The 21,368-nt window shown below is 34.5% G+C and carries 20 protein-coding genes; 16 read left to right on the forward strand and 4 right to left on the reverse strand.

Features of this window, described 5'->3' with window-relative positions:
- Nucleotides 1–24: 24 nt before the first annotated feature.
- The gene (glmM, locus tag ABD792_RS17225; protein WP_345007613.1) at nt 25–1,416 is read left to right on the forward strand and encodes a phosphoglucosamine mutase; all 1,392 of its coding nucleotides are present in this window, start codon (nt 25–27) and stop codon (nt 1,414–1,416) included.
- 305 nt (nt 1,417–1,721) lie between these two features.
- A complete protein-coding gene (locus ABD792_RS17230; protein WP_345007614.1) occupies nt 1,722–2,384 on the forward strand; it encodes an ATP-binding cassette domain-containing protein in 663 nt (220 codons plus the stop codon).
- A 15-nt stretch (nt 2,385–2,399) separates the two neighbouring features.
- Here the strand turns inward: ABD792_RS17230 and ABD792_RS17235 are convergent, their stop codons facing one another.
- Nucleotides 2,400–3,278 (reverse strand): lysophospholipid acyltransferase family protein, encoded by an 879-nt coding sequence (locus ABD792_RS17235; RefSeq protein ID WP_345007615.1) that lies wholly within the window; start codon nt 3,276–3,278, stop codon nt 2,400–2,402.
- Between the two features lie 159 nt (nt 3,279–3,437).
- Between ABD792_RS17235 and ABD792_RS17240 the strand changes: the two genes are divergently transcribed.
- Complete coding sequence (locus ABD792_RS17240) at nt 3,438–4,088, forward strand: rhomboid family intramembrane serine protease (RefSeq protein ID WP_345007616.1); 651 nt, start codon at nt 3,438–3,440, stop codon at nt 4,086–4,088.
- A 121-nt stretch (nt 4,089–4,209) separates the two neighbouring features.
- Here the strand turns inward: ABD792_RS17240 and ABD792_RS17245 are convergent, their stop codons facing one another.
- Nucleotides 4,210–5,004, reverse strand: a complete 795-nt coding sequence (locus ABD792_RS17245; RefSeq protein ID WP_345007617.1) for a hypothetical protein — start codon at nt 5,002–5,004, stop codon at nt 4,210–4,212.
- Between the two features lie 258 nt (nt 5,005–5,262).
- On the opposite strand from ABD792_RS17245, the gene lon reads away from it, so the two are divergent.
- The 12 genes from lon (at nt 5,263) to ABD792_RS17305 (ending at nt 17,611) form a co-directional block, all read left to right on the forward strand.
- Entirely contained in the window at nt 5,263–7,713 is a 2,451-nt protein-coding gene (gene lon / locus ABD792_RS17250; protein WP_345007618.1) for an endopeptidase La, read from the forward strand.
- Nucleotides 7,714–7,815: 102 nt separating this feature from the next.
- On the forward strand, nt 7,816–8,835 hold the full coding sequence (porQ, locus tag ABD792_RS17255) for a type IX secretion system protein PorQ (RefSeq protein WP_345007619.1): 1,020 nt from the start codon (nt 7,816–7,818) through the stop codon (nt 8,833–8,835).
- A 5-nt stretch (nt 8,836–8,840) separates the two neighbouring features.
- Nucleotides 8,841–9,539, forward strand: coding sequence for a (d)CMP kinase (gene cmk / locus ABD792_RS17260; RefSeq protein ID WP_345007620.1), 699 nt, complete (start codon nt 8,841–8,843; stop codon nt 9,537–9,539).
- A gap of 445 nt (nt 9,540–9,984) precedes the next feature.
- Nucleotides 9,985–10,611, forward strand: a complete 627-nt coding sequence (locus tag ABD792_RS17265; RefSeq protein ID WP_345007621.1) for a hypothetical protein — start codon at nt 9,985–9,987, stop codon at nt 10,609–10,611.
- A gap of 272 nt (nt 10,612–10,883) precedes the next feature.
- On the forward strand, nt 10,884–12,716 hold the full coding sequence (gene rpsA, locus ABD792_RS17270; protein WP_345007622.1) for a 30S ribosomal protein S1: 1,833 nt from the start codon (nt 10,884–10,886) through the stop codon (nt 12,714–12,716).
- Between the two features lie 180 nt (nt 12,717–12,896).
- Nucleotides 12,897–13,436, forward strand: a complete 540-nt coding sequence (pyrR, locus tag ABD792_RS17275; protein ID WP_345007623.1) for a bifunctional pyr operon transcriptional regulator/uracil phosphoribosyltransferase PyrR — start codon at nt 12,897–12,899, stop codon at nt 13,434–13,436.
- Nucleotides 13,437–13,509: 73 nt separating this feature from the next.
- Nucleotides 13,510–14,439 carry an aspartate carbamoyltransferase catalytic subunit gene (locus tag ABD792_RS17280; protein ID WP_345007624.1) on the forward strand — a complete coding sequence of 310 codons (930 nt, stop codon included), beginning with the start codon at nt 13,510–13,512 and terminating at the stop codon, nt 14,437–14,439.
- A 3-nt stretch (nt 14,440–14,442) separates the two neighbouring features.
- Nucleotides 14,443–14,775 (forward strand): ribonuclease Z, encoded by a 333-nt coding sequence (locus ABD792_RS17285; protein WP_345007625.1) that lies wholly within the window; start codon nt 14,443–14,445, stop codon nt 14,773–14,775.
- A gap of 2 nt (nt 14,776–14,777) precedes the next feature.
- A complete protein-coding gene (locus tag ABD792_RS17290; RefSeq protein ID WP_345007626.1) occupies nt 14,778–15,251 on the forward strand; it encodes a DUF3291 domain-containing protein in 474 nt (157 codons plus the stop codon).
- Nucleotides 15,248–16,162 (forward strand): ribonuclease Z, encoded by a 915-nt coding sequence (locus tag ABD792_RS17295; RefSeq protein WP_345007627.1) that lies wholly within the window; start codon nt 15,248–15,250, stop codon nt 16,160–16,162. The genes ABD792_RS17290 and ABD792_RS17295 overlap by 4 nt, the downstream gene beginning before the upstream one ends.
- Before the next feature lie 151 nt (nt 16,163–16,313).
- Entirely contained in the window at nt 16,314–16,961 is a 648-nt protein-coding gene (gene pdxH, locus ABD792_RS17300) for a pyridoxamine 5'-phosphate oxidase (RefSeq protein ID WP_345007628.1), read from the forward strand.
- Between the two features lie 155 nt (nt 16,962–17,116).
- Complete coding sequence (locus ABD792_RS17305; protein WP_345007629.1) at nt 17,117–17,611, forward strand: CAP domain-containing protein; 495 nt, start codon at nt 17,117–17,119, stop codon at nt 17,609–17,611.
- Nucleotides 17,612–17,864: 253 nt separating this feature from the next.
- Here ABD792_RS17305 and lpdA read toward each other — a convergent pair whose 3' ends face one another.
- Nucleotides 17,865–19,241, reverse strand: a complete 1,377-nt coding sequence (gene lpdA / locus ABD792_RS17310; protein WP_345007630.1) for a dihydrolipoyl dehydrogenase — start codon at nt 19,239–19,241, stop codon at nt 17,865–17,867.
- 107 nt (nt 19,242–19,348) lie between these two features.
- On the opposite strand from lpdA, the gene ABD792_RS17315 reads away from it, so the two are divergent.
- Nucleotides 19,349–20,638 (forward strand): NAD(P)/FAD-dependent oxidoreductase, encoded by a 1,290-nt coding sequence (locus ABD792_RS17315; protein ID WP_345007631.1) that lies wholly within the window; start codon nt 19,349–19,351, stop codon nt 20,636–20,638.
- Between the two features lie 119 nt (nt 20,639–20,757).
- Here the strand turns inward: ABD792_RS17315 and ABD792_RS17320 are convergent, their stop codons facing one another.
- The gene (locus ABD792_RS17320; protein ID WP_345007633.1) at nt 20,758–21,315 is read right to left on the reverse strand and encodes a DUF1572 family protein; all 558 of its coding nucleotides are present in this window, start codon (nt 21,313–21,315) and stop codon (nt 20,758–20,760) included.
- Nucleotides 21,316–21,368: the final 53 nt, after the last annotated feature.

The following is a 21,368-nucleotide window of genomic DNA, read 5'->3' on the forward strand; positions in this document are numbered from 1 at the left end:
TATATATTACAAAACTAACTTATAATGACACTCATAAAATCAATTTCAGGAATTAGGGGAACAATTGGCGGACTAGCAGGTGACAACTTAACCCCATTCGATGCTGTTAAATTTGCAGCCGCTTATGGAGTTTGGATAAAGCAACAGCGTAATAAAGATAATTATAGGGTTGTAGTAGGGAGAGATGCCCGTATTTCGGGAAAGATGATACAGAATTTAGTTATGAACACATTGGTAGCTCAAGGGATTCATGTTATTGATTTAGGGTTGTCTACAACACCTACGGTGGAGATTGCTGTGCCAATGGAGCATGCCGATGGCGGAATTATTCTAACAGCCAGCCATAACCCAAAGCAATGGAACGCTTTAAAGTTACTAAATGAAAAAGGCGAGTTTTTAAATGCTGAAGAAGGAGCGAAAATTTTAGATATAGCTGAAGGTGGCAGTATTGGTTTCTCGGATGTTGATAGTTTAGGAAAGATCACAAAGAACCGTGCATATATAGATTTGCATATTATTGAAGTTTTAGACTTGTCGTTAGTAACTGTTAAAGCTATTGAAGAGACTAGGTTTAAGGTTGTGGTCGATGGTGTGAATTCTACAGGAGGGATAGCGATTCCTTTATTGTTGGAGCGTTTGGGTGTTGATGTTGTAAAGTTGTATTGTGAGCCAACAGGGCATTTCCCGCATAATCCAGAACCTTTAAAGGAGCATTTGGAAGATTTATCAAAGAAAGTTGTTGAAGTGCATGCCGATTTTGGTATTGTTGTGGATCCAGATGTTGATCGTTTGGCGTTTGTGGATGAAAATGGGGAAATGTTTGGTGAAGAATATACACTTGTAGCTTGTGCCGATTATGTGCTTAGTAGAACGCCAGGTAATACTGTGAGCAATATGAGTTCGACCAGAGCCTTAAGAGATGTAACGGAAGCGTATGGAGGCACATACGAAGCTAGTGCAGTTGGAGAGGTAAATGTAGTGAACTTGATGAAAAAAAATAATGTGGTTATTGGTGGAGAAGGGAATGGAGGTATCATTTACCCAGAATCGCATTATGGTCGAGATGCCCTTGTTGGTGTAGCATTGTTTTTGAGTTTGTTAGCAGATAGGAAAATGACTGTAAGCGAATTGCGAAAAACATACCCCAATTATTTTATGAGCAAAAAGAAAATAGAATTAACTCCAGATTTAAATGTTGATGGAATTTTAAAAACTATAGCAAATCGCTATCAAAATGAAGAGGTGTCAACAGTTGATGGCGTTAAAATTGATTTTCCTGAAAATTGGGTGCATTTAAGAAAGAGCAATACAGAACCTATTATTCGCGTTTATACTGAAGCAAAATCGCAGGACGAGGCAAATGCACTGGCAGATAAGTTTATTTTGGAGATTGGAGCCGTTGCTAAAAGTTTGTAATACTATAACAAGGACAATTACTATATGCATAACAAATGGAGCATATATTGGCAATTTTACAAAAGCACCTTTCTTATTAATTTTTTAATTTCGGTAGCATTTGCGATTATAGCAAAATCTGTTTTGGTTTTTGGAGGAGTATTTTGTTCTGTGGGATTTCTTGTTAGTTGGGGGTATAAAGAAATAACGCATAAGAATGTGTATTACTATTATTACAATGCGGGTATTACAAAAATGCAATTATTGTTAGTTAATTTCCTTATCAATGTGTTATTTATTATCATTTTAATTTCAATAGTGACTTTATGCCTGATGTTCTTGAAATAGATAGTGTTATTAAATCTTATAATGGCAACCAAGTACTTACAGATATTTATTTAAAATGTGAAACGGGACACATAATAGGTCTTTTAGGAAGAAATGGTTCGGGAAAATCCACACTTTTAAAAATTTTGTTCGGAACCGTTTCTGCCGATAGAAAGTTTATAAAGAGCAATGGGAAAGTTTATAACAAACCTTATAAGGAGACAGGATTAATTGCCTATTTACCCCAAGATAATTTTTTGCCATATAACTTGAAAATAGAAACAATTATTGAGGCATATTTAGGAAAAGAAAATGTTGCTTCTTTTTTGGATGATGCCTTGTTGGTAAAATTATGGGGACAAAAAGTGTCTACTTTATCGGGTGGAGAGTTGAGGTATTTAGAAATTAAACTTCTTTTGGAAGGACATTCAAAATTTGTTCTGTTGGATGAACCATTTAACGGTGTGGCTCCTGTATTAATAGACTCATTAAAGGATTTGATACGGAAAGCAGCGTTAACCAAGGGTGTTATTTTAACGGATCATGACTATAGAAATGTATTGGATGTGGCCAATACGTGGCATATGGTTTTTGATGGAGCTATTAAGAAAATCAATAATTTGGATGAACTTTACAGGTATGGATACATACCAGATTTGTAACATTAAAATCTTGAACTATTGCTTTTTTCCTCTGTGTTTCCAACGTTTATGGGTCCAAAAATAATATTCGGGTGCTTCAATAATTTGTTTTTCAACTTCTCTTAAAAACAGATCTGTTAGTTCATAATCTGGATATATTCTGGAGTCTTCCGCAAGCGTTATAATTTTGGCTTCGTAAAAACCGCGTTTTACTTTAGTAACTTTTAGAAAAGCAGTAGTTAGGTCTAGTTTTTTCGCTAGGCGCTCGGCACCTGTAAAGCAAGGGATTTCAATACCCATAAATTCCCCCCAATACACATCTTTCGATAATCGGGGAGACTGGTCGCTTAAAAAACCTATTATACTTTTAATATTATTGCTTTCGTTGTTATTAATAGTGTTAATGGTTTCCTTCGTACTTATTAATGTTAAATTGAATTTAGAACGAATACCCCGTACCAGTTTGTCAAAATGGTTGTTTGCTAATTTCTTGTAAACGGCAAGGGTCTTAAAGTTTATGTAGTTTTGCAGTACAATAGTCCATTCCCAACTGGCATAATGTCCAAACATTAAAATAATACTTTTATTTAAGCCTTCAAGTCGCTTAAATTCTTCGGGATTAAGAATTTTAAAACGTTTTTCCAGCGTTTTGTTTGAAATGGACATGGTCTTTGCCATTTCTAAAAACATATCGCACAAATGCTGGTAGAATTTTTTCCTTATAATGGTAATTTCTTTTTCTGTTTTTTTGGGGAAAACGAGTTTTAGATTTTCAGTAACTGTTTTTTTTCTATAACCAATAATATGGTACATTAAAACATATAGACCGTCTGATATTAAGTAAAGTATTTTAAAAGGTAATTTGGAAATTCCCCATAAAAGAGGGTAAACCAGCAAAAATATTAAGAATTGCATGAAATGATTTTAGGTTTGCAGGTGCAAAGATATGTTATATTTTAACTGAAAAGAAAATGTATTTAATTAGTTAAAGCAAGAGACAATATCATTTTTTCGTTTAGATTTGTTTGTTCAAAATAAAAGAATTCAATTCTTCAATTTCAAAAAGTATATTAAATGGGTAATCTGGATTTAGTTACGATCGTTATAATTGTTGCAAATGTTATAATATCCTATAAAGGATTTGGTGATTTTGGTTTTTTTGAAAAATATAAGTTCAATGTTGGGGCAATACAAAGGGGAGAGAAGGTGCGTTTGTTTAGTTCGGGATTCTTGCATGTAGATAATGCCCATTTATTCTTTAATATGTTTTCCCTGTACTTTTTTGCTCAGGTTGTTATAAATCTAATGAGCGTTTCCAGTTTTATAATTATTTATGTGGGAAGCCTTTTAATGGGGAGTTTAGTATCGTTGTATTTCCATAAGAACGAATACCATTATAGTGCTGTTGGGGCTAGTGGCGCAGTTATGGGAGTTATTTATGCAGCTATTTTATTGCAACCCGGAATGAGCTTGTATATATTTTTTATACCAATCCCTATTCCTGCTTATATTTTTGGTATTGGCTATTTATTGTATTCTATTTATGGAATGAAGAACAGTTTAGGCAATATTGGTCACGACGCACATGTAGGAGGGGCTGTTGGAGGCTATATCTTAACTTTGATTTTGGCTCCTTGGTTATTAAAAACAAACTTACTCATGATTGTCTTATTGGCGATACCAATTGTTTTGTTGTATGCTTTAAAAAAATCGGGTAAAATGTAGAATACAAGTTGTTTAGATATTTTGAAAATAGGGTGTTCTATAATCATTTATACAATGCTTACAATATAAAAAGGGCTGTCCAAAAATATCGACAGCCCTTTTTATTGATTAATCAGATCACTTACTTGTAGACAAATTCTATAGTAGAAACTTCGTTCTCTAGATTACCATATGAATAGGTTGCTATACCTGTTTTGGGATAATTATTTTCGTTATACGTATATTCGTAGATATCATTATAGTTGTCACTTATACTATCACCACTTTCTACAAAACTAATAATGTTGTGGGTGTTAGAATAAATTTCAGCACCATATTCATGATGGCTTAAAAGGTTTAAGACTTCAATGGCATGAATATTTTTAAAGGCGCTATTTTTATTGTCATATGTATAGGATTCTGTGTAACCATCATCGTGTACTATTTTCACAATGTTTTTTCCGTTTAAGGTAATTGTTTCAGTATTATATAATTCAAAGTCAGAGCTTGAAGTTTTGTTATATACTTTTACAGTAATGGTAGCATCATTATTATAACTGAGCTCATATTTGTAGATTCCTTCTAACCCAGAACCGTCGTGAAAAGTCTCTGTATAACTTGCTACTTTATTTTCAGAATTATATTCTATAGCTATAGTAGCCATTAGCTCATTTTCTGCGTAGGCATCATCTTTAATTAAATTATCATTGTCATCATAGGTATAAACATTTTTGTAGTCATCTCCATAGTCTACGCTCATTAGCTTATTGCCATCATAAATAAAAGTTTCGGTATACTCATCTTCAGTTCCCTTGTCATAAATTATTTTCTCAATAAGTATCCCATCATTTGGAGTTTCTTTAGAATCATCAGATTCACTACTACATGCTAATACACTAATAAATAAAGTCACTAGTAAAAATTGTTTTAAATTCATAATGTTTTATTAAAATTAAGCTACAAATATAAGTGTATTATCTTACAAATTATTATGCAAAAGTTTATTTTTAAAATAAATATTTATTCTTCTTTTGCTTTGCTATTATTAAGTGTGGCATAACAATTGAAATTATAGTATTGTAAATACTACTTATAATGCCTTAAAATAGTGCTTGTAAGTGTTTTAAAGGATTAAAAGAATAATTTATAAAAAACGTCAATCTTGTTTTAATGACAAATTGACTTAAAAGTATATATGAAAAAATCTAATTTTATAAGCCTTGACAGTTTGTCATTACAGGAATTTGATGAAAATTCAGAATTAATTCCATTAATGACACCTGAAGACGAAGAAGAGATTAACAATGAGTCCCTCCCAGAGACCTTACCAATACTTTCGTTACGAAATACAGTATTGTTTCCAGGGGTTGTTATACCTATTACTGCCGGACGCGATAAATCCATTAAATTGATTAATGATGCCAATAGTAGTAGTAAAGTAATAGGCGTTGTTGCTCAAAAAGATGAATCTGTAGAAGACCCTACAGCCAAAGACATTCATGAAACAGGTACGGTTGCCCGTATTTTACGCGTTTTAAAAATGCCAGATGGGAATGTTACAGTTATTATTCAAGGAAAAAAACGATTTAAGGTAGCTGAGGTTATTACAGAAGAACCTTATATGAATGCTACCATTCGGGACATTCCAGAAGCGAAACCTGCAATTAATAATCCTGAGTTTACAGCAATTATTGAGTCTATAAAAGATTTGGCACTACAGATTATAAAAGACAGTCCCAATATTCCTAGTGAAGCATCATTTGCCATTAAAAATATAGAGAGTAATTCGTTTTTAGTGAACTTTGTTTCGTCTAACATGAATCTTTCTGTAGACGAAAAACAAGCTCTTTTAGAAATAAACGATTTACAGAAACGCGCACTTACAACCCTAAAGTATATGAATGTTGAGTTTCAAAAATTGGAACTTAAAAACGACATTCAGTCTCGTGTCCAAATGGATATGAATCAGCAACAACGAGAGTATTTTCTGCATCAGCAAATGAAAACCATTCAAGAAGAATTGGGAGGTGTAAGCCACGATCAGGAAATCGAAGAGATGAAAATAAAGGCTGAAGAAAAATTATGGGATGAAAAAATAGCGAAACATTTTGATAAGGAAATAGCTAAGCTGCAACGTATGAATCCCCAAGTAGCCGAGTATTCCATTCAGAGAAACTATTTAGAACTCTTTTTAGACTTACCATGGAATGAATTTAGTGAGGATAAATTCGATTTAAAGCGTGCTAAAAAAATACTAGACCGCGATCACTTCGGATTGGAGGATGTTAAGCGCCGTATCATAGAATACCTTGCTGTTTTAAAATTGCGCAACGATATGAAGTCACCTATTTTATGTCTTTACGGGCCTCCAGGGGTAGGTAAGACATCGCTTGGCAAATCGATAGCTGAAGCATTAGGTAGGGAATATGTACGTATTTCATTAGGAGGTTTAAGAGATGAAGCCGAGATACGTGGTCATAGAAAAACATACATTGGAGCCATGCCAGGGCGTATAATTCAAAGCCTTAAAAAAGCAGGTACCTCCAATCCAGTATTCGTTTTGGACGAAATTGATAAATTGACAAATTCACATCAAGGCGATCCGTCATCAGCGATGTTAGAAGTATTGGATCCAGAACAAAATAGTGAGTTTTACGATAACTTTTTAGAAATGGGGTACGACCTTTCTAAAGTAATGTTTATTGCAACATCCAATAGCTTGTCTACCATCCAGCCAGCTTTGTTAGATCGCATGGAGATCATTAATGTCACTGGATATACTATTGAGGAAAAAGTAGAAATTGCCAAGCGTCATTTGTTACCTAAGCAATTAAAAGAGCATGGCTTAACGGGAGACGATTTAAAGATTGCTAAGCCACAATTGGAAAAAATTGTAGAGGGGTATACGCGCGAGTCTGGTGTTCGTGGTTTAGAAAAGCAAATAGCAAAAATGGTGCGCTATGCAGCTAAGAACATTGCCATGGAAGAGGGCTATAATGTAAAAGTAACCAATGAGGATGTTGTTGAGGTTCTAGGTGCTCCTAAATTAGAACGTGATAAATACGAGAATAACAACGTAGCCGGTGTTGTTACTGGATTGGCATGGACGCGTGTGGGAGGCGATATTCTGTTTATAGAGTCTATTTTATCAAAAGGAAAAGGAGGGCTTACTATTACCGGTAATTTAGGTAAGGTTATGAAAGAGTCGGCAACCATCGCTATGGAGTTTATTAAATCGAATGCAGATGAATTTGGCATAAACCCAGAAGTTTTCGATAAGTACAATGTACATATACACGTACCTGAAGGTGCAACACCTAAAGACGGGCCTAGTGCTGGTGTAACTATGTTAACATCACTCGTATCTTTATTTACACAACGTAAGGTAAAGAAAAGTTTAGCAATGACAGGTGAGATTACGTTGCGTGGTAAAGTATTGCCCGTAGGTGGGATAAAAGAAAAAATCCTTGCGGCTAAACGTGCGCGTATAAAGGAAATCTTGCTTTGTGAAGAAAACCGCCGGGATATAGAAGAGATTAAGTCAGAGTATCTAAAAGGCTTAACATTTCATTATGTCACCGATATGAGCGATGTAATTAAGATAGCGCTCACAAACCAAAAAGTAAAAAATGCTAAGACTCTATAAGTCAAGACCAAAAACCTCGATACACATCGAGGTTTTTTTTGATTTAAAATAAATGAATGCTACTGTCGTTTTAAGATAGATTTGTTTACTTTGTGGTATCATATGTTAAGAACAATAATTGCCCTTTTGTGTTTGTTTTCTTCCGTTTTGACTTATTCTCAAGTTGGGGGTGAAACGACCTATCAATTTCTTAATTTAATGGCATCACCACGTCAAGCTGCATTGGGAGGTAAAATCCTAACTAATGTAGATTATGATGTGACCCAGGGGCTTTACAACCCTGCTACCATCAATGTTGAAATGCATAACCAGTTGGCCATAAATTATGTGAGTTATTTGGGAGGTATTGGTTATGGTTCAGCTGCTTACGCTTATAATATAGATAGACATGCCCAAACACTACATGGAGGTATTACCTATATTAATTACGGATCATTTGATGGCTATGATGAGAATGGAAATGCAACAGGGACATTTTCTGGTAGTGAAGCCGCTTTATCTATGGGCTATGCATTCCAAATTGGGTATTCTGATTTTTATCTTGGAGGCAATTTAAAATTAATTACATCTAAATTGGAACAATACAGTTCCTTTGGAGCAGCAATTGATTTGGGTTTACTTTACATTGACGAAGATTTAGATTTTCATGCTGCCATAGCAGTTAGGAACTTGGGAACACAAATTACTACTTATGCTGGGTTAAATGAACCTTTGCCTTTTGAAGTAGATTTTGGCATGTCACAAACTCTTGAGCACGTGCCAATACGTTGGCATATAACACTTGAAAATTTACAAAAGTGGCCCATAGCACGTCCTAATCCTTCCCGGGTTGAAAGTGATTTAAGTGGTAACCAAACCGAAGAAAGAATTGGGTTTTTTGGACAAGTTATTAGGCATACCATTATAGGAGCTGAAATTTTTCCTAAAGGGGGTTTTAACATAAGATTGGGGTACAACTTTAGAAGATCTGAAGAATTAAGAATAGTAGATCAACGTAATTTTTCCGGGTTATCTGCTGGTTTTTCAATCAAGATGAATAAAATGCGGTTTAGTTACGCACATGCCAAGTATACGAGTGCAGCCAACTCAAACTTTTTTGGACTACAAATAGACTTGCAATAATTAAGATGGACAATAATAAAATTACCATAGCCATTGATGGCTTTTCTTCAACAGGAAAAAGTACTATAGCTAAGCAACTGGCAAATCAGTTGGGATACGTTTATGTAGATTCAGGTGCTATGTATAGGGCAGTTACACTATATGCTATGCAAAATAACTTAATAGGAGATGCCTATTTTAAAGAAGAAACACTTATTGAACAATTGCCAACTATTGATATAAGTTTTGCATTCAACAAAACACTTGGATTTGCAGAAGTTTTCTTGAATGGTGTTAATGTAGAAAAAGACATACGAACTTTGGAAGTTTCAGGTTTTGTAAGTCAAGTGGCAGCTGTTCCAGAAGTAAGAAAGCAATTAGTTGATCAGCAACGTAAAATAGGTGAAAATAAAGGCGTTGTTATGGATGGAAGAGATATAGGAACCGTGGTTTTTCCTAATGCAGATCTTAAATTGTTCATGACAGCATCAGCAGAAACAAGAGCTGAGCGACGCTATAACGAACTTATTGAAAGAGGTGATGAGGTAGATTACCAAGCTGTTTTAAAAAATGTTCAGGAACGTGATTATATGGACTCAAACAGAAAAGATTCGCCTTTAATAAAAGCTAAGGATGCTATTGAAATAGACAACTCCAATATGACCATTGATGAGCAGTTTAAAGTAATAAGTAATCTGGTAACTAAGGCTATTTCAAATGCTTAATAGTTAAGGAGATAACCACTTTAGAAGAACTACGAGGTGTTTTTGGGTTATCAAATCAAGCAATGGCGGCATCACCTTAGACCTTTGTGGCATAATTGCTGTAGTTTATAAAGCACAAATTATAATTATATAATTAAAGGGGATTGTTAAATAGCTTTCTATTTGATTTTTAGATTTAGTCGTTTATATAATTGTGTACAAGTATTAACTCCCATTTGGAGGTTTGGTGTGAAATTGTAACTTGCAGTTCATTTTTACTGAAAGCGTCGTATATGTGCGTTTTTATTCTTGATGTTACCAAAATTTTAAGTAGTAAAAGATTGATATAGCTATTATGGCAGGTATTATTTATTCATTTCATCGTTTATTTTTTTAGTTCATATGATTTTTTAGGTTGTAATGAGCTGAATTGTATAATTTTAAACGAATTTAATAATAATGCCTCATGAAAAATCTAATAAGTTTCTTTTTCACTGTCTGTTTTGTAGGTTGCTTCTATACGGTACAGGCTCAAGATATAGCAAGTGCATCAATGGATGTACCTGCCAATTACAAGAAGCGCAATCCCATTTACGATTATTCAGAAAAACAACTTAATAATACAGATACCGTTCCGGGTTTTGAAACAGCATCCAATAAACTTATGGTTACTGGAATTATTTATGAAAAGGATAGAAAAACACCAGCAAAGGATGTTATCCTCTACATATGCCAACCCGATGAGGATGGTGATTTTGTGATGAAGCGTGATAGTAATCGTAAACGATACGTACATCACAGAGCCTGGATAAAGACTGATGCCGATGGAAGGTATACATTTTACACTTTTATGCCAGGGAAATTTCTACGTACAAAAGAGCTTAAGCAAATCAATAGGGTGATTAAAGTACCAGGAAATCCTGAATACGATATGAATCCTTTCTTTTTTGACGACGATCCACTAATAGCAGATTTAACGCTTGCTTGTCGTTCTGAAGTTGTTAAAAGTATGCTGCGCCTTGAAAAAAAGGGAGCGATGCAAGTAGCTACCAGGGATATTTACCTATCAGAAAGTCGTCCGGATTTTAAATAGTAACATAACCTAAATAATATATACAAAGGCTTCTATTTAATTAGGAGCCTTTTTGTTTGCTTTACGAAGTGTGTAGTTGGGTAAATAATAGTACCAACCTAATTTTAAGCCTAATACATTAGGTGTTTTGTTAAAAAAACATTACTTTTGCACTCCTTTTAGCGAGTCGTTGGAAAGATAAGAGGAAAAGAAACAAAAATTATTTTAACACTTCTGTGTGTTAATCGCTTAAATCTTCCAAAGCATGCAGAATACAAATTTATTATCAGCACATGGCTGAAAATGCAAACAAAGCTGAAGTTGAAGCAACTGAAGCAAAAACAGCTGAAGCTCCTGTAGTATCAGAAGCACAAGCAAATCCTGAAAAATTCTTAAAAGAGTTTAATTGGCACAATTACCAGGAAGGTATTGATGAAGTTGATGACAAACAATTACAAGAATTTGAAAAACTAGTAGCAGAAAACTTTGTAGACACCCTTAACGATGAGGTAGTTGAAGGTACTGTAGTACATATCTCTGATCGTGATGCGATTATTGATATCAATGCAAAATCTGAAGGTGTTATTTCTTTAAACGAGTTCCGCTACAATCCAAACTTAAAAGTAGGAGATAAGGTAGAAGTACTAATTGATGTACGCGAAGATGCGACAGGTCAGTTAGTATTGTCTCATAGAAAAGCACGTGTAATCAAAGCATGGGATCGCGTTAATGCAGCCCACGATTCAGGTGAAATCGTTAACGGTTTTGTTAAATGTCGTACTAAAGGTGGTATGATTGTAGATGTATTTGGTATTGAAGCGTTCTTGCCAGGATCTCAAATTGATGTTAAGCCAATTAGAGATTACGATCAGTACGTAAACAAAACTATGGAATTCAAAGTTGTTAAAATCAACCATGAATTTAAAAACGTAGTTGTTTCTCATAAAGCACTTATTGAGGCTGATATTGAAGAACAAAAGAAAGAAATTATTGGTCAATTAGAGAAAGGTCAAGTACTAGAAGGTGTTGTTAAAAACATTACTTCTTATGGTGTATTTATTGACCTTGGCGGTGTTGATGGATTAATTCATATAACAGATTTATCATGGTCTAGAATTAACCATCCAAACGAGATCGTAGAATTAGATCAAAAACTTAATGTGGTAATCCTTGATTTTGATGAAAACAAATCAAGAATCCAATTAGGTTTAAAACAATTAAGCAAGCACCCTTGGGAAGCTCTTGCTGAAGAAGTTAAAGTTGGTGACAAAGTAAAAGGTAAAGTAGTTGTTATAGCAGATTACGGTGCGTTTATTGAAGTTGCTGATGGAGTTGAAGGACTTATCCACGTTTCTGAAATGTCTTGGTCTACACATTTAAGATCTGCACAAGATTTCGTATCTGTAGGAGATGAAGTTGAAGCAGTTATCTTAACTTTAGATAGAGAAGAGCGTAAAATGTCACTTGGTATTAAGCAATTAACACCAGACCCATGGACAGATATTACTGGTAAATACCCACTAGGTTCTAAGCATGTTGGTGTTGTACGTAACTTTACAAACTTTGGTGTTTTTGTTGAGTTGGAAGAAGGTATTGACGGATTGATTTATATCTCAGACTTATCTTGGACCAAGAAAATAAAACACCCAAGTGAATTCTGTGCTGTAGGTGATAAATTAGATGTTATTGTGTTAGAATTGGATGTAGAAGGACGTAAATTAAGTTTAGGTCACAAACAAACAACAGATAACCCTTGGGATGTTTACGAAAAGGATTTTGCACTAGAAACTGTTCATACAGCCGAAATAGCTGAGATAGTTGATAAAGGAGCAACAGTTCAGTTTAATGAAGACATCGTAGCTTTCATACCTACACGTCACCTTGAAAAAGAAGAAGGAGGTAAGCTTAAAAAAGGTGAATCTGCCGAATTCAAAATCATTGAGTTTAATAAAGAATTCAAACGTGTAGTTGCTTCTCATACAGCAGTATATAAAGCAGAAGAAGCTGCTAATGTTAAAGCTGCGGCTAAGAAGGCTGCTAATGCAGCTGCAGAAGCTAAGCCAACTCTTGGTGACGCTAATGATGCATTACAAGCTTTAAAAGATAAAATGGACGGTAAAATATAATTACCGATTCTTTTAAATATTAAAGAGGTTGTCTAATTTTACTTTTTAGACGACCTCTTTTTTTTACACCCTGTAAAGTTTGGACATTAGATAAAATTATTACATTAATACAGGGGCATTTCATATTGTGCACAACATTTTTTTAACTAACTTTGCTTTCCAAATACGTTTGGATAGTATATGAGTCAAAAAGTTTTACTTAACGCAAAAGAGGTAAACATCATTCTTCACCGATTGGCTTGTCAACTTATTGAGAAACATAATGATTTTTCTAATACCGTCTTAATAGGGTTACAACCTCGGGGTGTATTCCTAGCAGATCGTATAGCCAAAATATTAAAGGACGATTATAAGGTAGAAAATGTACATTTAGGTTATTTGGACATTACATTTTTTAGAGATGATTTTCGTCGGGGAGAAAAGCCTTTATCAGCCAACTCAACTAAAATAGATTTTTTGGTAGAAGATAAAAATATTGTATTTATAGACGATGTATTATATACAGGTCGCAGTATCAGAGCAGCTCTAACGGCTATTCAGTCGTTTGGTAGGCCTAACGAGATAGAGTTGCTGACTTTAATAGACAGGCGTTTTAGCAGGCATTTGCCTATTCAACCAGATTATAGAGGAAGGCAGGTAGATGTTATTAACAATGAAAAAGTAAAAGTGCATTGGAAAGAAAATGAAAATGAAGATGCCGTGTACTTAATTGAAAAATAAAATGATAAATAAAGTTTAAATTAAAAGCAACGCAGCAACTTTTACTTTCAACTTTTAACTTTTAACTTTAACAATGAGCGAATTAAGTGTTGATCACTTATTAGGAATCAAATATCTTAACCCACAAGATATTCAACTTATTTTTGAAACAGCCGATCATTTTAAAGAAGTGATCAATAGACCTATTAAAAAGGTTCCCTCACTACGTGACATTACCATAGCCAATCTTTTTTTTGAGAACTCTACGCGTACCAAATTATCATTTGAGTTAGCAGAAAAGAGGTTGTCGGCAGACGTTATTAATTTTTCTTCAGCACAATCTTCGGTAAAAAAAGGCGAAACGTTAATAGATACGGTTAACAATATCCTTTCAATGAAAGTAGATATGGTTGTTATGAGACATCCAAATCCAGGAGCTGGTATCTTTTTGTCAAAACATGTAAAGGCGAGTATCGTAAATGCAGGAGATGGTGCGCACGAACACCCAACGCAAGCATTGTTGGACTCGTATTCAATAAGAGAAAGGTTAGGGGATGTTCAAGGAAAAAAAGTGGTTATAGTTGGCGATATATTACACAGCCGTGTGGCATTGTCCAATATTTTTGCCTTAAAGTTGCAGGGGGCAGAAGTTATGGTATGTGGGCCAAAAACATTAATACCTAAATACATAGGCGATTTAGGTGTTAAAGTGGAAACAAATTTACGTACAGCTTTAAACTGGTGTGATGTAGCAAACATGTTACGAGTGCAGAATGAACGTATGGATATAAGCTATTTTCCATCTACAAGGGAATACACCCAACAATTTGGGGTCGATAGAGCCTTGCTCGACTCATTAGATAAAGAAATTGTTATCATGCACCCAGGACCTATTAACCGAGGTGTAGAAATAACTAGTGATGTTGCCGATTCGAAACAAGCCATTATATTAGATCAAGTTCAAAATGGTGTTGCGATACGTATGGCAGTGATTTACTTATTAGCATCAAAAATAAAACAGTAAGTTATGATTTTCGATCAAGATGGCAATACGTCAATAATAACTCAAGAGAAAGCAACCATCGTAGAGTTGGTAAAAAGACTATGGGGCGTTTATTCTAAATTTAAGCATAATAACATTATTGTTGTTCTAACATCGTTAGATAAAGTAAGAGTTAATGATATTATTGAGTTTCTCGAAATATCAAATAAACATAGGGGAGATAAGCATTCGTTCGTTATTGTGTCGAACAAGATTGATTTAGATAATGTGCCAGACGAAATTGTAGTGGTACCAACAATTCAAGAGGCATACGATATTATTGAAATGGAAGAAATGGAAAGAGATTTAGGTTTTTAGATATGAACCAGTTTCATCTTGCACAGATTAATATAGCCAAAATGCTAGCTCCTTTAGAAGATCCTATCATGAAGGACTTTGTTGAAAATATCGATAGAATAAATGCTGTCGCAGAAAAAAGTAAAGGGTTTGTTTGGCGATTAAAAGATGAAGACAAAGCCGTTACTTCCAATGTTTTTAAGGATGATTCATTGCTTGTTAATATGTCAGTTTGGAATGATATAGAATCCTTGTTTGAATATACCTATAACTCTTTGCATGTAGCCGTTTTTAAACGTCGAAAAGAATGGTTTTCAAAGTTAAAAATGAAGCATATGGTTTTTTGGTATGTTCCAATTGGACACGAGCCAACATTGGTAGAGGCCAAAAAGCGTTTGGATTACCTAAATGCAAATGGAGAAACTCCTTTTGCTTTTACATTTAAAAAGAAATATACTGTAACCGATTTATTAAACTATAAACCTACTACTGTATGAAGCTTTCCATATTAGGCTGCTACAGTGCCACGCCCAGAGCTTTAACAAATACTACATCCCAAGTTTTAGAAATAAACAACCACATGTTTTTAATTGATTGTGGAGAGGGGACACAAGTACAATTACGTAAGCATAAAATAAAGTTTAACAGGATTAAACATGTTTTTATTTCTCATTTGCATGGCGATCATTTTTTTGGTTTGGTAGGATTGATATCGACATTTAGGTTGCTTACAAGAGAGGCCGATCTCCATGTATATGGGCCTAAGGGGATAAAGGAGATTGTTACCCTTCAAATGAAATTAGCGGATTCGTGGACCAATTATAAGCTTATTTTTCATGAACTCAGTTCAAACGAATCGCAGTTGGTTTTTGAAGATGATAGTGTAGAAGTTTACACCATTCCATTAGACCATCGTGTGTACACCAATGGTTATCTTTTTAAAGAAAAACCTGGAGAACGTAAACTGGATGTTAACGCTGTAGAGCAGGCCAATATAAATGTAGCGTATTACCGAAAACTTAAACAAGGATTTGATGTGGTAAACGAAGATGGTGTACTAATTGACCATGAAAAAGTAACCAGCCCACCAGAACCTCCTATGAGCTACGCATTTTGTAGTGATACGGCCTATAAAGAAGATATTGTTACAATTATTAAGAACGTAGACGTGCTATATCATGAATCTACTTTTTTAGAAAAGCATGCAAAATTAGCTCCAAAAACAAAGCACTCTACAGCAAAACAAGCAGCCACTATTGCAAAAAAAGCAAATGCGGGCATGTTGCTTTTAGGGCATTACTCAACACGTTACGATAGCTTAGAGGCCTTTAAGGTAGAAGCCCAGGAAATCTTTAAGCCTGTTGCATTGTGCGATGATGGAAAAACCTTCGAGTTCCCTTCAAAATAATTTATATAAGCATCTCGGCAATATTACGTTGTAAAGAGTTTCTTTAGAGTCAATTTAAATTTGCTTAAAGATTAATTACTACAAATTAATGCTTAATTTTATAGTCGTTTTAAATAAACAATTAAAAGATTAAGACAAATAGAATTTAATAATGAATACAGATTTAAGCGGTTATAGAAAATCTTATGAAAAGGATGAACTGCGTTTAGAAGACGTACCAGAGAATCCTATGGAATTATTCCAAACTTGGTTTCATCAGGTCGATGCCTTTTTTCCAGAAGATGAAACCAATGCCATGACTGTTTCAACAATAGGCTTGGATGGTTATCCTAAAAATAGGGTGGTTTTATTGAAGCGTTACACTTTCGAGGGATTTATATTTTATACCAATTATGAAAGTGAGAAGGGAAAGGCCATCTCAGCAAATCCAAATATATGTTTATCCTTTTTTTGGCATGGAGCAGAACGTCAAATTATTATAAAGGGGAGGGCCGAAAAAATTGCTGAAAATTTAAGTGACGGTTATTTTGAGTCGCGACCCAGAGGAAGCCAGTTAGGAGCATTAGTTTCTAAACAAAGTGAAGTAGTTAAAGACAGAGAGATACTTGAACAAAAGCTCTTAGCTTTAGAAAAGACATATGAAGGCAAGGAAATTCCTAGACCTAATAATTGGGGAGGCTACATTGTTAAACCCGTAGAAATTGAGTTTTGGCAAGGTAGGGCAAACCGATTACACGATAGAATACGATATAAACTTCAAGAGGATTACAATTGGTTGATTAATCGATTATCTCCTTAAATCATCGTTGAAATACATTTATTTTCGACAGTTAATCGATTAAAAACATAAAAACACGATAAAATACATGTTTTTAATCGATTTTAACATTTTGTTAACAGTTACTTTGGGTTAGGGTTCTAATTTTACTGAACCAAATCTAAATTTACTTAACCATGAAGTTGTTAACAAAACTGTCATTATTGACATTCCTTGCCATGCTATCCTTTTCCTGCTCTACAGATAGTTTGGATGACCAAGTAGAAGACATTACCAAAAATCTTGTAGTTCCAGAGCCCAAACCAATTGAAGTTGAAATATTAGAACTTATTAATAACCACCGTTTATCAAAAGGTTTAAACCCTTTAGGTAATATGAATATTATTAAGTCACAAGCTTATACCCATACCGATTATATGGTAGAGAACAATATAGTGTCTCACGATAACTTTTATAAAAGAAGTAATTATTTAAAATCTAATGCAGGAGCCATTAAAGTTTCTGAAAATGTGGCATATGGCTATACTTCTGCACAATCTGTTGTTAATGCCTGGATTAAAAGTGAAGGGCATAAAGAAAATATTGAAGGCGATTTTTCGAATTTTGATATTTCTGCAGAAAAGAACGAAGAGGGGAAGTGGTATTACACTAATATATTCATAAAAAAATAGATGAGCCTAACTAAGGAATCTTTCAGAATGCAAAGAATGACCTAATAACGGATTAAAATTTTAATCTATAGCGATAGGTTCTTAATGCCCCAAGATGGATTCTTTCAAGGCAACCTTAAAACTTAATCTACAGTCATATTAAGTGGTAGATTATTATTGATAGCATGCATTATTGTTATTGAATTTAGCTTTAGGTAAAAAAAGCTCCCAACATTATGTTGAGAGCTTTTTTGGTTTAGTTAAAATCGTTATGCTATAAGTGAATTACTTCGTCGTAAGCATCGGCGACAGCCTCCATAACCGCTTCACTCATCGTAGGATGTGGATGAACGGCCTTTAAGACTTCATGCCCAGTGGTTTCTAGCTTTCTACCTAAAACAGCTTCAGCTATCATGTCGGTTACACCAGCTCCTATCATATGGCAACCTAGCCACTCTCCATATTTAGCATCAAAGATAACTTTTACAAAACCTTCTTTGTTTCCTCCTGCACTTGCTTTACCAGATGCTGAGAATGGAAATTTACCTACTTTGATATCAAAACCTTTTTCTTTTGCTTGCTTTTCTGTTAGACCAACACTGGCTACTTCTGGAGAACAATATGTACATCCTGGAATATTACCATAATCTAAAGGCTCAACGTGTTGCCCAGCAATTTTTTCAACACATAATATACCCTCCGCCGAAGCAACATGAGCCAAAGCTTGGCCAGGGGTTACATCGCCTATTGCATAATACCCGGGAATGTTTGTTTGGTAATAATCATTTACCAGTATTTTGTCCCTGTCTACAGCAATACCTACATCTTCAAGTCCAATGTTTTCAATGTTAGTTTTTATACCTACAGCAGACAGTACTATATCGGCTTCGATAATTTCTTCTCCTTTTTTTGTTTTAACCGTTGCTTTTACTCCATCGCCAGAAGTGTCTACATGAGTAACTTCAGCCGATGTCATAATTTTAATGCCACTTTTCTTAAATGAGCGCTCAAGTTGCTTAGATACTTCTTCATCTTCTACAGGCACTACATTTGGCAAAAATTCTACAATAGTTACGTCTGTTCCCATGGAATTATAGAAATAAGCAAACTCAACACCAATAGCACCAGATCCAACGACTATCATTTTTTTAGGTTGGGTAGGCAATGTCATGGCTTCTCTATATCCAATTACCTTTTTGCCGTCTTGTGGTAAACTTGGTAGCTCACGAGAGCGGGCGCCCGTAGCTACTATAATATGATCTGCACTATATACCGTGCCGTCAACATCAATTTTTTTGCCAGGCTTTAATTTGCCATAGCCCTTAATAACATCAATTTTATTTTTCTTCATTAAAAACTCGATGCCTTTGCTCATACCATCGGCCACTCCACGGCTACGTTTTACGACAGCGTCAAAATCTTTGTCAAAATCTTTAACAGATAATCCGTAATCATTTGCATGCTTAAGATATTCAAAAACTTGAGCAGATTTCAATAATGCTTTAGTAGGAATACACCCCCAATTTAAACATACACCACCAAGACTTTCTTTTTCAACTATAGCTGTTTTAAATCCTAATTGTGACGCTCTAATGGCTGTAACATAACCACCAGGACCACTTCCAAGAACAATAATATCGTATTTACTCATGTGTTAATTTTTAGGCTACGAATTTACGAAATCGAATTTGAATAAAGAATTTACATCGCTTTTAATTTACATCTTTAATACTACCTTTGTAGTGTAAGTATTGATACATGAACATACCAAGAACGAGTTACCCACGAATTGTAATCATTGGAGGTGGTTTTGCAGGAGTTGCCCTGGCCAAGAAACTGTCTAAGCGTGAAGTTCAAGTAGTTTTGTTGGATAAGAATAATTACCATACTTTCCAGCCACTTTTGTACCAAGTATCTACTGGTGGTCTAGAACCCGATTCGATTGCTTACCCCATTCGTAAAATACTTAAAAACTTTCCTAATTTTCATTTTAGATTGGCGAATGTTAATGAGATTGATGCAGAAAGCAACAAAGTAATAACGAATATTGGAGAGCTTAAATTTGAATATCTGGTTATTGCTTCAGGAGCCAAAACCAATTATTTTGGAAATAAAGTAATTGAGGCTCATAGTATGGCAATGAAAACCATACCACAGTCACTCAATTTAAGAAGCCTCATATTAGAGAATTTTGAGGACGCCTTATTAACATCCGATCTTAATGAGCGTAATGCCTTAATGAATTTTGTGATTGTTGGAGGTGGACCAACAGGTGTTGAGTTGGCCGGTGCACTTGCAGAAATAAAAAAAGGTATTTTACCTAAGGATTACCCCGATTTGGATACACGCTTGGCACAAATTCATATTATTCAATCCAGTGATTGTATACTGAAGGGTATGAGTAAAAAGGCATCCGAAAAAGCAGAAGATTTTTTAGAAAAACTAGGAGTAAACATCTGGAAAAATGTGAGGGTTACTAATTACGATGGAATGACCGTAACAACAAACACCGATTTAACTTTTGAAACAGCAACCTTAATATGGGCGGCGGGTGTAAAGGGCGCTACCATAAAAGGAATGGACGAAACATATATGGTAACCAAAGGTAATAGGCTTTTGGTTAATGCATATAACCAGGTTAAAGGGTTTGAACATATTTTTGCTGTTGGTGATGTAGCAAATATGCTTACCGACAGTTTTCCCAATGGCTTACCAATGATGGCTCAGCCAGCCATTCAGCAAGGCGATCAGTTAGGAGATAATCTGCTTAGGCTAATAGAAGGAAAGCCAATGGAACCTTTTGTTTATAAAGATAAAGGTGTTATGGCAACGATTGGCAGAAATAAGGCCGTAGTAGATCTTAAGCGCTTTAAGTTTCAGGGTATTTTTGCATGGTACGTATGGATGTTTGTGCATCTCTTTTTTTTAATTGGTTTTAGAAATAGGGTAGTCGTATTTGTTAATTGGGTTTACAATTATATAAGGTTTGATAGGGAAGCACGATTGATTATTAGGCCATTTAAAACCAGGCGAAAAGTTAAAGGCTAGGTTGATCTTAATTTTAAGGAAAGTAAACGAAATATATTAAGTAGTATGCTGTTTGCATTACAGTGGAATTGAAAAAGTAATGGATAAGACAGCAATTACCTTAATAAGCATAAATTAATCTATAGATCGTCAGTGAAATGCTTTCTGGTTTTTTCTTTACTGAATTTTTTTTCATTATAACTTTTAGATTGCCCTTTTGGTATTGATAATGATTGCCATTGCACTCCTCTTATAAGTTTGCCTATAAATACAATTTGTCCTACGTGATAGCCATAATGCATTAGCTGTCTGTTAACGGCTTCAATAACAGTATGTCCATGGTTTCTAATATATATAATGCGTTCCAAATCGGATACTTTTAATGATTCAAGCGCTTCAAATAAGCAAAACCAGCCTTTATTCCAATTTACATTAAGTTCTTCTTTAGATGTGAAAGTAGCTTCAAATTCAAGATCACGTTGCCTCCATTCTTTTTCGCCGTCTTCAGTCAAAAAGTTAGTCCATCGGCTTAACATATTGCCAACAAGGTGTTTTATAATAATTGAAATAGAATTAGCATCCTGGGCAAATTCTTTATTTAGCTCATCGAAGTTTAATTGTTCAAAGGTTTTGTCTCCCAGACTTTTGTAATATTTAAATTGCTTAATAACACTTGCTAAATAACGTGAATCTCGGATAAGAAAAAAGTGTTTTTATTTTAGTTTATTATATTGATATTCAGTATATTAAA

Origin of the sequence: Snuella lapsa (assembly GCF_039539345.1) — a bacterium.
GTDB classification, from domain to species: Bacteria; Bacteroidota; Bacteroidia; order Flavobacteriales; family Flavobacteriaceae; genus Snuella; species Snuella lapsa.

What these genes read in the sequence shown, in the direction of transcription:
- glmM (WP_345007613.1), top strand. Translation starts at nt 25, where the DNA reads ATGACACTCATAAAATCAATTTCAGGAATTAGGGGAACAATTGGCGGA.
- ABD792_RS17230 (WP_345007614.1), top strand. Translation starts at nt 1,722, where the DNA reads ATGCCTGATGTTCTTGAAATAGATAGTGTTATTAAATCTTATAATGGC.
- ABD792_RS17235 (WP_345007615.1), bottom strand. Translation starts at nt 3,278, where the DNA reads ATGCAATTCTTAATATTTTTGCTGGTTTACCCTCTTTTATGGGGAATT.
- ABD792_RS17240 (WP_345007616.1), top strand. Translation starts at nt 3,438, where the DNA reads ATGGGTAATCTGGATTTAGTTACGATCGTTATAATTGTTGCAAATGTT.
- ABD792_RS17245 (WP_345007617.1), bottom strand. Translation starts at nt 5,004, where the DNA reads ATGAATTTAAAACAATTTTTACTAGTGACTTTATTTATTAGTGTATTA.
- lon (WP_345007618.1), top strand. Translation starts at nt 5,263, where the DNA reads ATGAAAAAATCTAATTTTATAAGCCTTGACAGTTTGTCATTACAGGAA.
- porQ (WP_345007619.1), top strand. Translation starts at nt 7,816, where the DNA reads ATGTTAAGAACAATAATTGCCCTTTTGTGTTTGTTTTCTTCCGTTTTG.
- cmk (WP_345007620.1), top strand. Translation starts at nt 8,841, where the DNA reads ATGGACAATAATAAAATTACCATAGCCATTGATGGCTTTTCTTCAACA.
- ABD792_RS17265 (WP_345007621.1), top strand. Translation starts at nt 9,985, where the DNA reads ATGAAAAATCTAATAAGTTTCTTTTTCACTGTCTGTTTTGTAGGTTGC.
- rpsA (WP_345007622.1), top strand. Translation starts at nt 10,884, where the DNA reads ATGGCTGAAAATGCAAACAAAGCTGAAGTTGAAGCAACTGAAGCAAAA.
- pyrR (WP_345007623.1), top strand. Translation starts at nt 12,897, where the DNA reads ATGAGTCAAAAAGTTTTACTTAACGCAAAAGAGGTAAACATCATTCTT.
- ABD792_RS17280 (WP_345007624.1), top strand. Translation starts at nt 13,510, where the DNA reads ATGAGCGAATTAAGTGTTGATCACTTATTAGGAATCAAATATCTTAAC.
- ABD792_RS17285 (WP_345007625.1), top strand. Translation starts at nt 14,443, where the DNA reads ATGATTTTCGATCAAGATGGCAATACGTCAATAATAACTCAAGAGAAA.
- ABD792_RS17290 (WP_345007626.1), top strand. Translation starts at nt 14,778, where the DNA reads ATGAACCAGTTTCATCTTGCACAGATTAATATAGCCAAAATGCTAGCT.
- ABD792_RS17295 (WP_345007627.1), top strand. Translation starts at nt 15,248, where the DNA reads ATGAAGCTTTCCATATTAGGCTGCTACAGTGCCACGCCCAGAGCTTTA.
- pdxH (WP_345007628.1), top strand. Translation starts at nt 16,314, where the DNA reads ATGAATACAGATTTAAGCGGTTATAGAAAATCTTATGAAAAGGATGAA.
- ABD792_RS17305 (WP_345007629.1), top strand. Translation starts at nt 17,117, where the DNA reads ATGAAGTTGTTAACAAAACTGTCATTATTGACATTCCTTGCCATGCTA.
- lpdA (WP_345007630.1), bottom strand. Translation starts at nt 19,241, where the DNA reads ATGAGTAAATACGATATTATTGTTCTTGGAAGTGGTCCTGGTGGTTAT.
- ABD792_RS17315 (WP_345007631.1), top strand. Translation starts at nt 19,349, where the DNA reads ATGAACATACCAAGAACGAGTTACCCACGAATTGTAATCATTGGAGGT.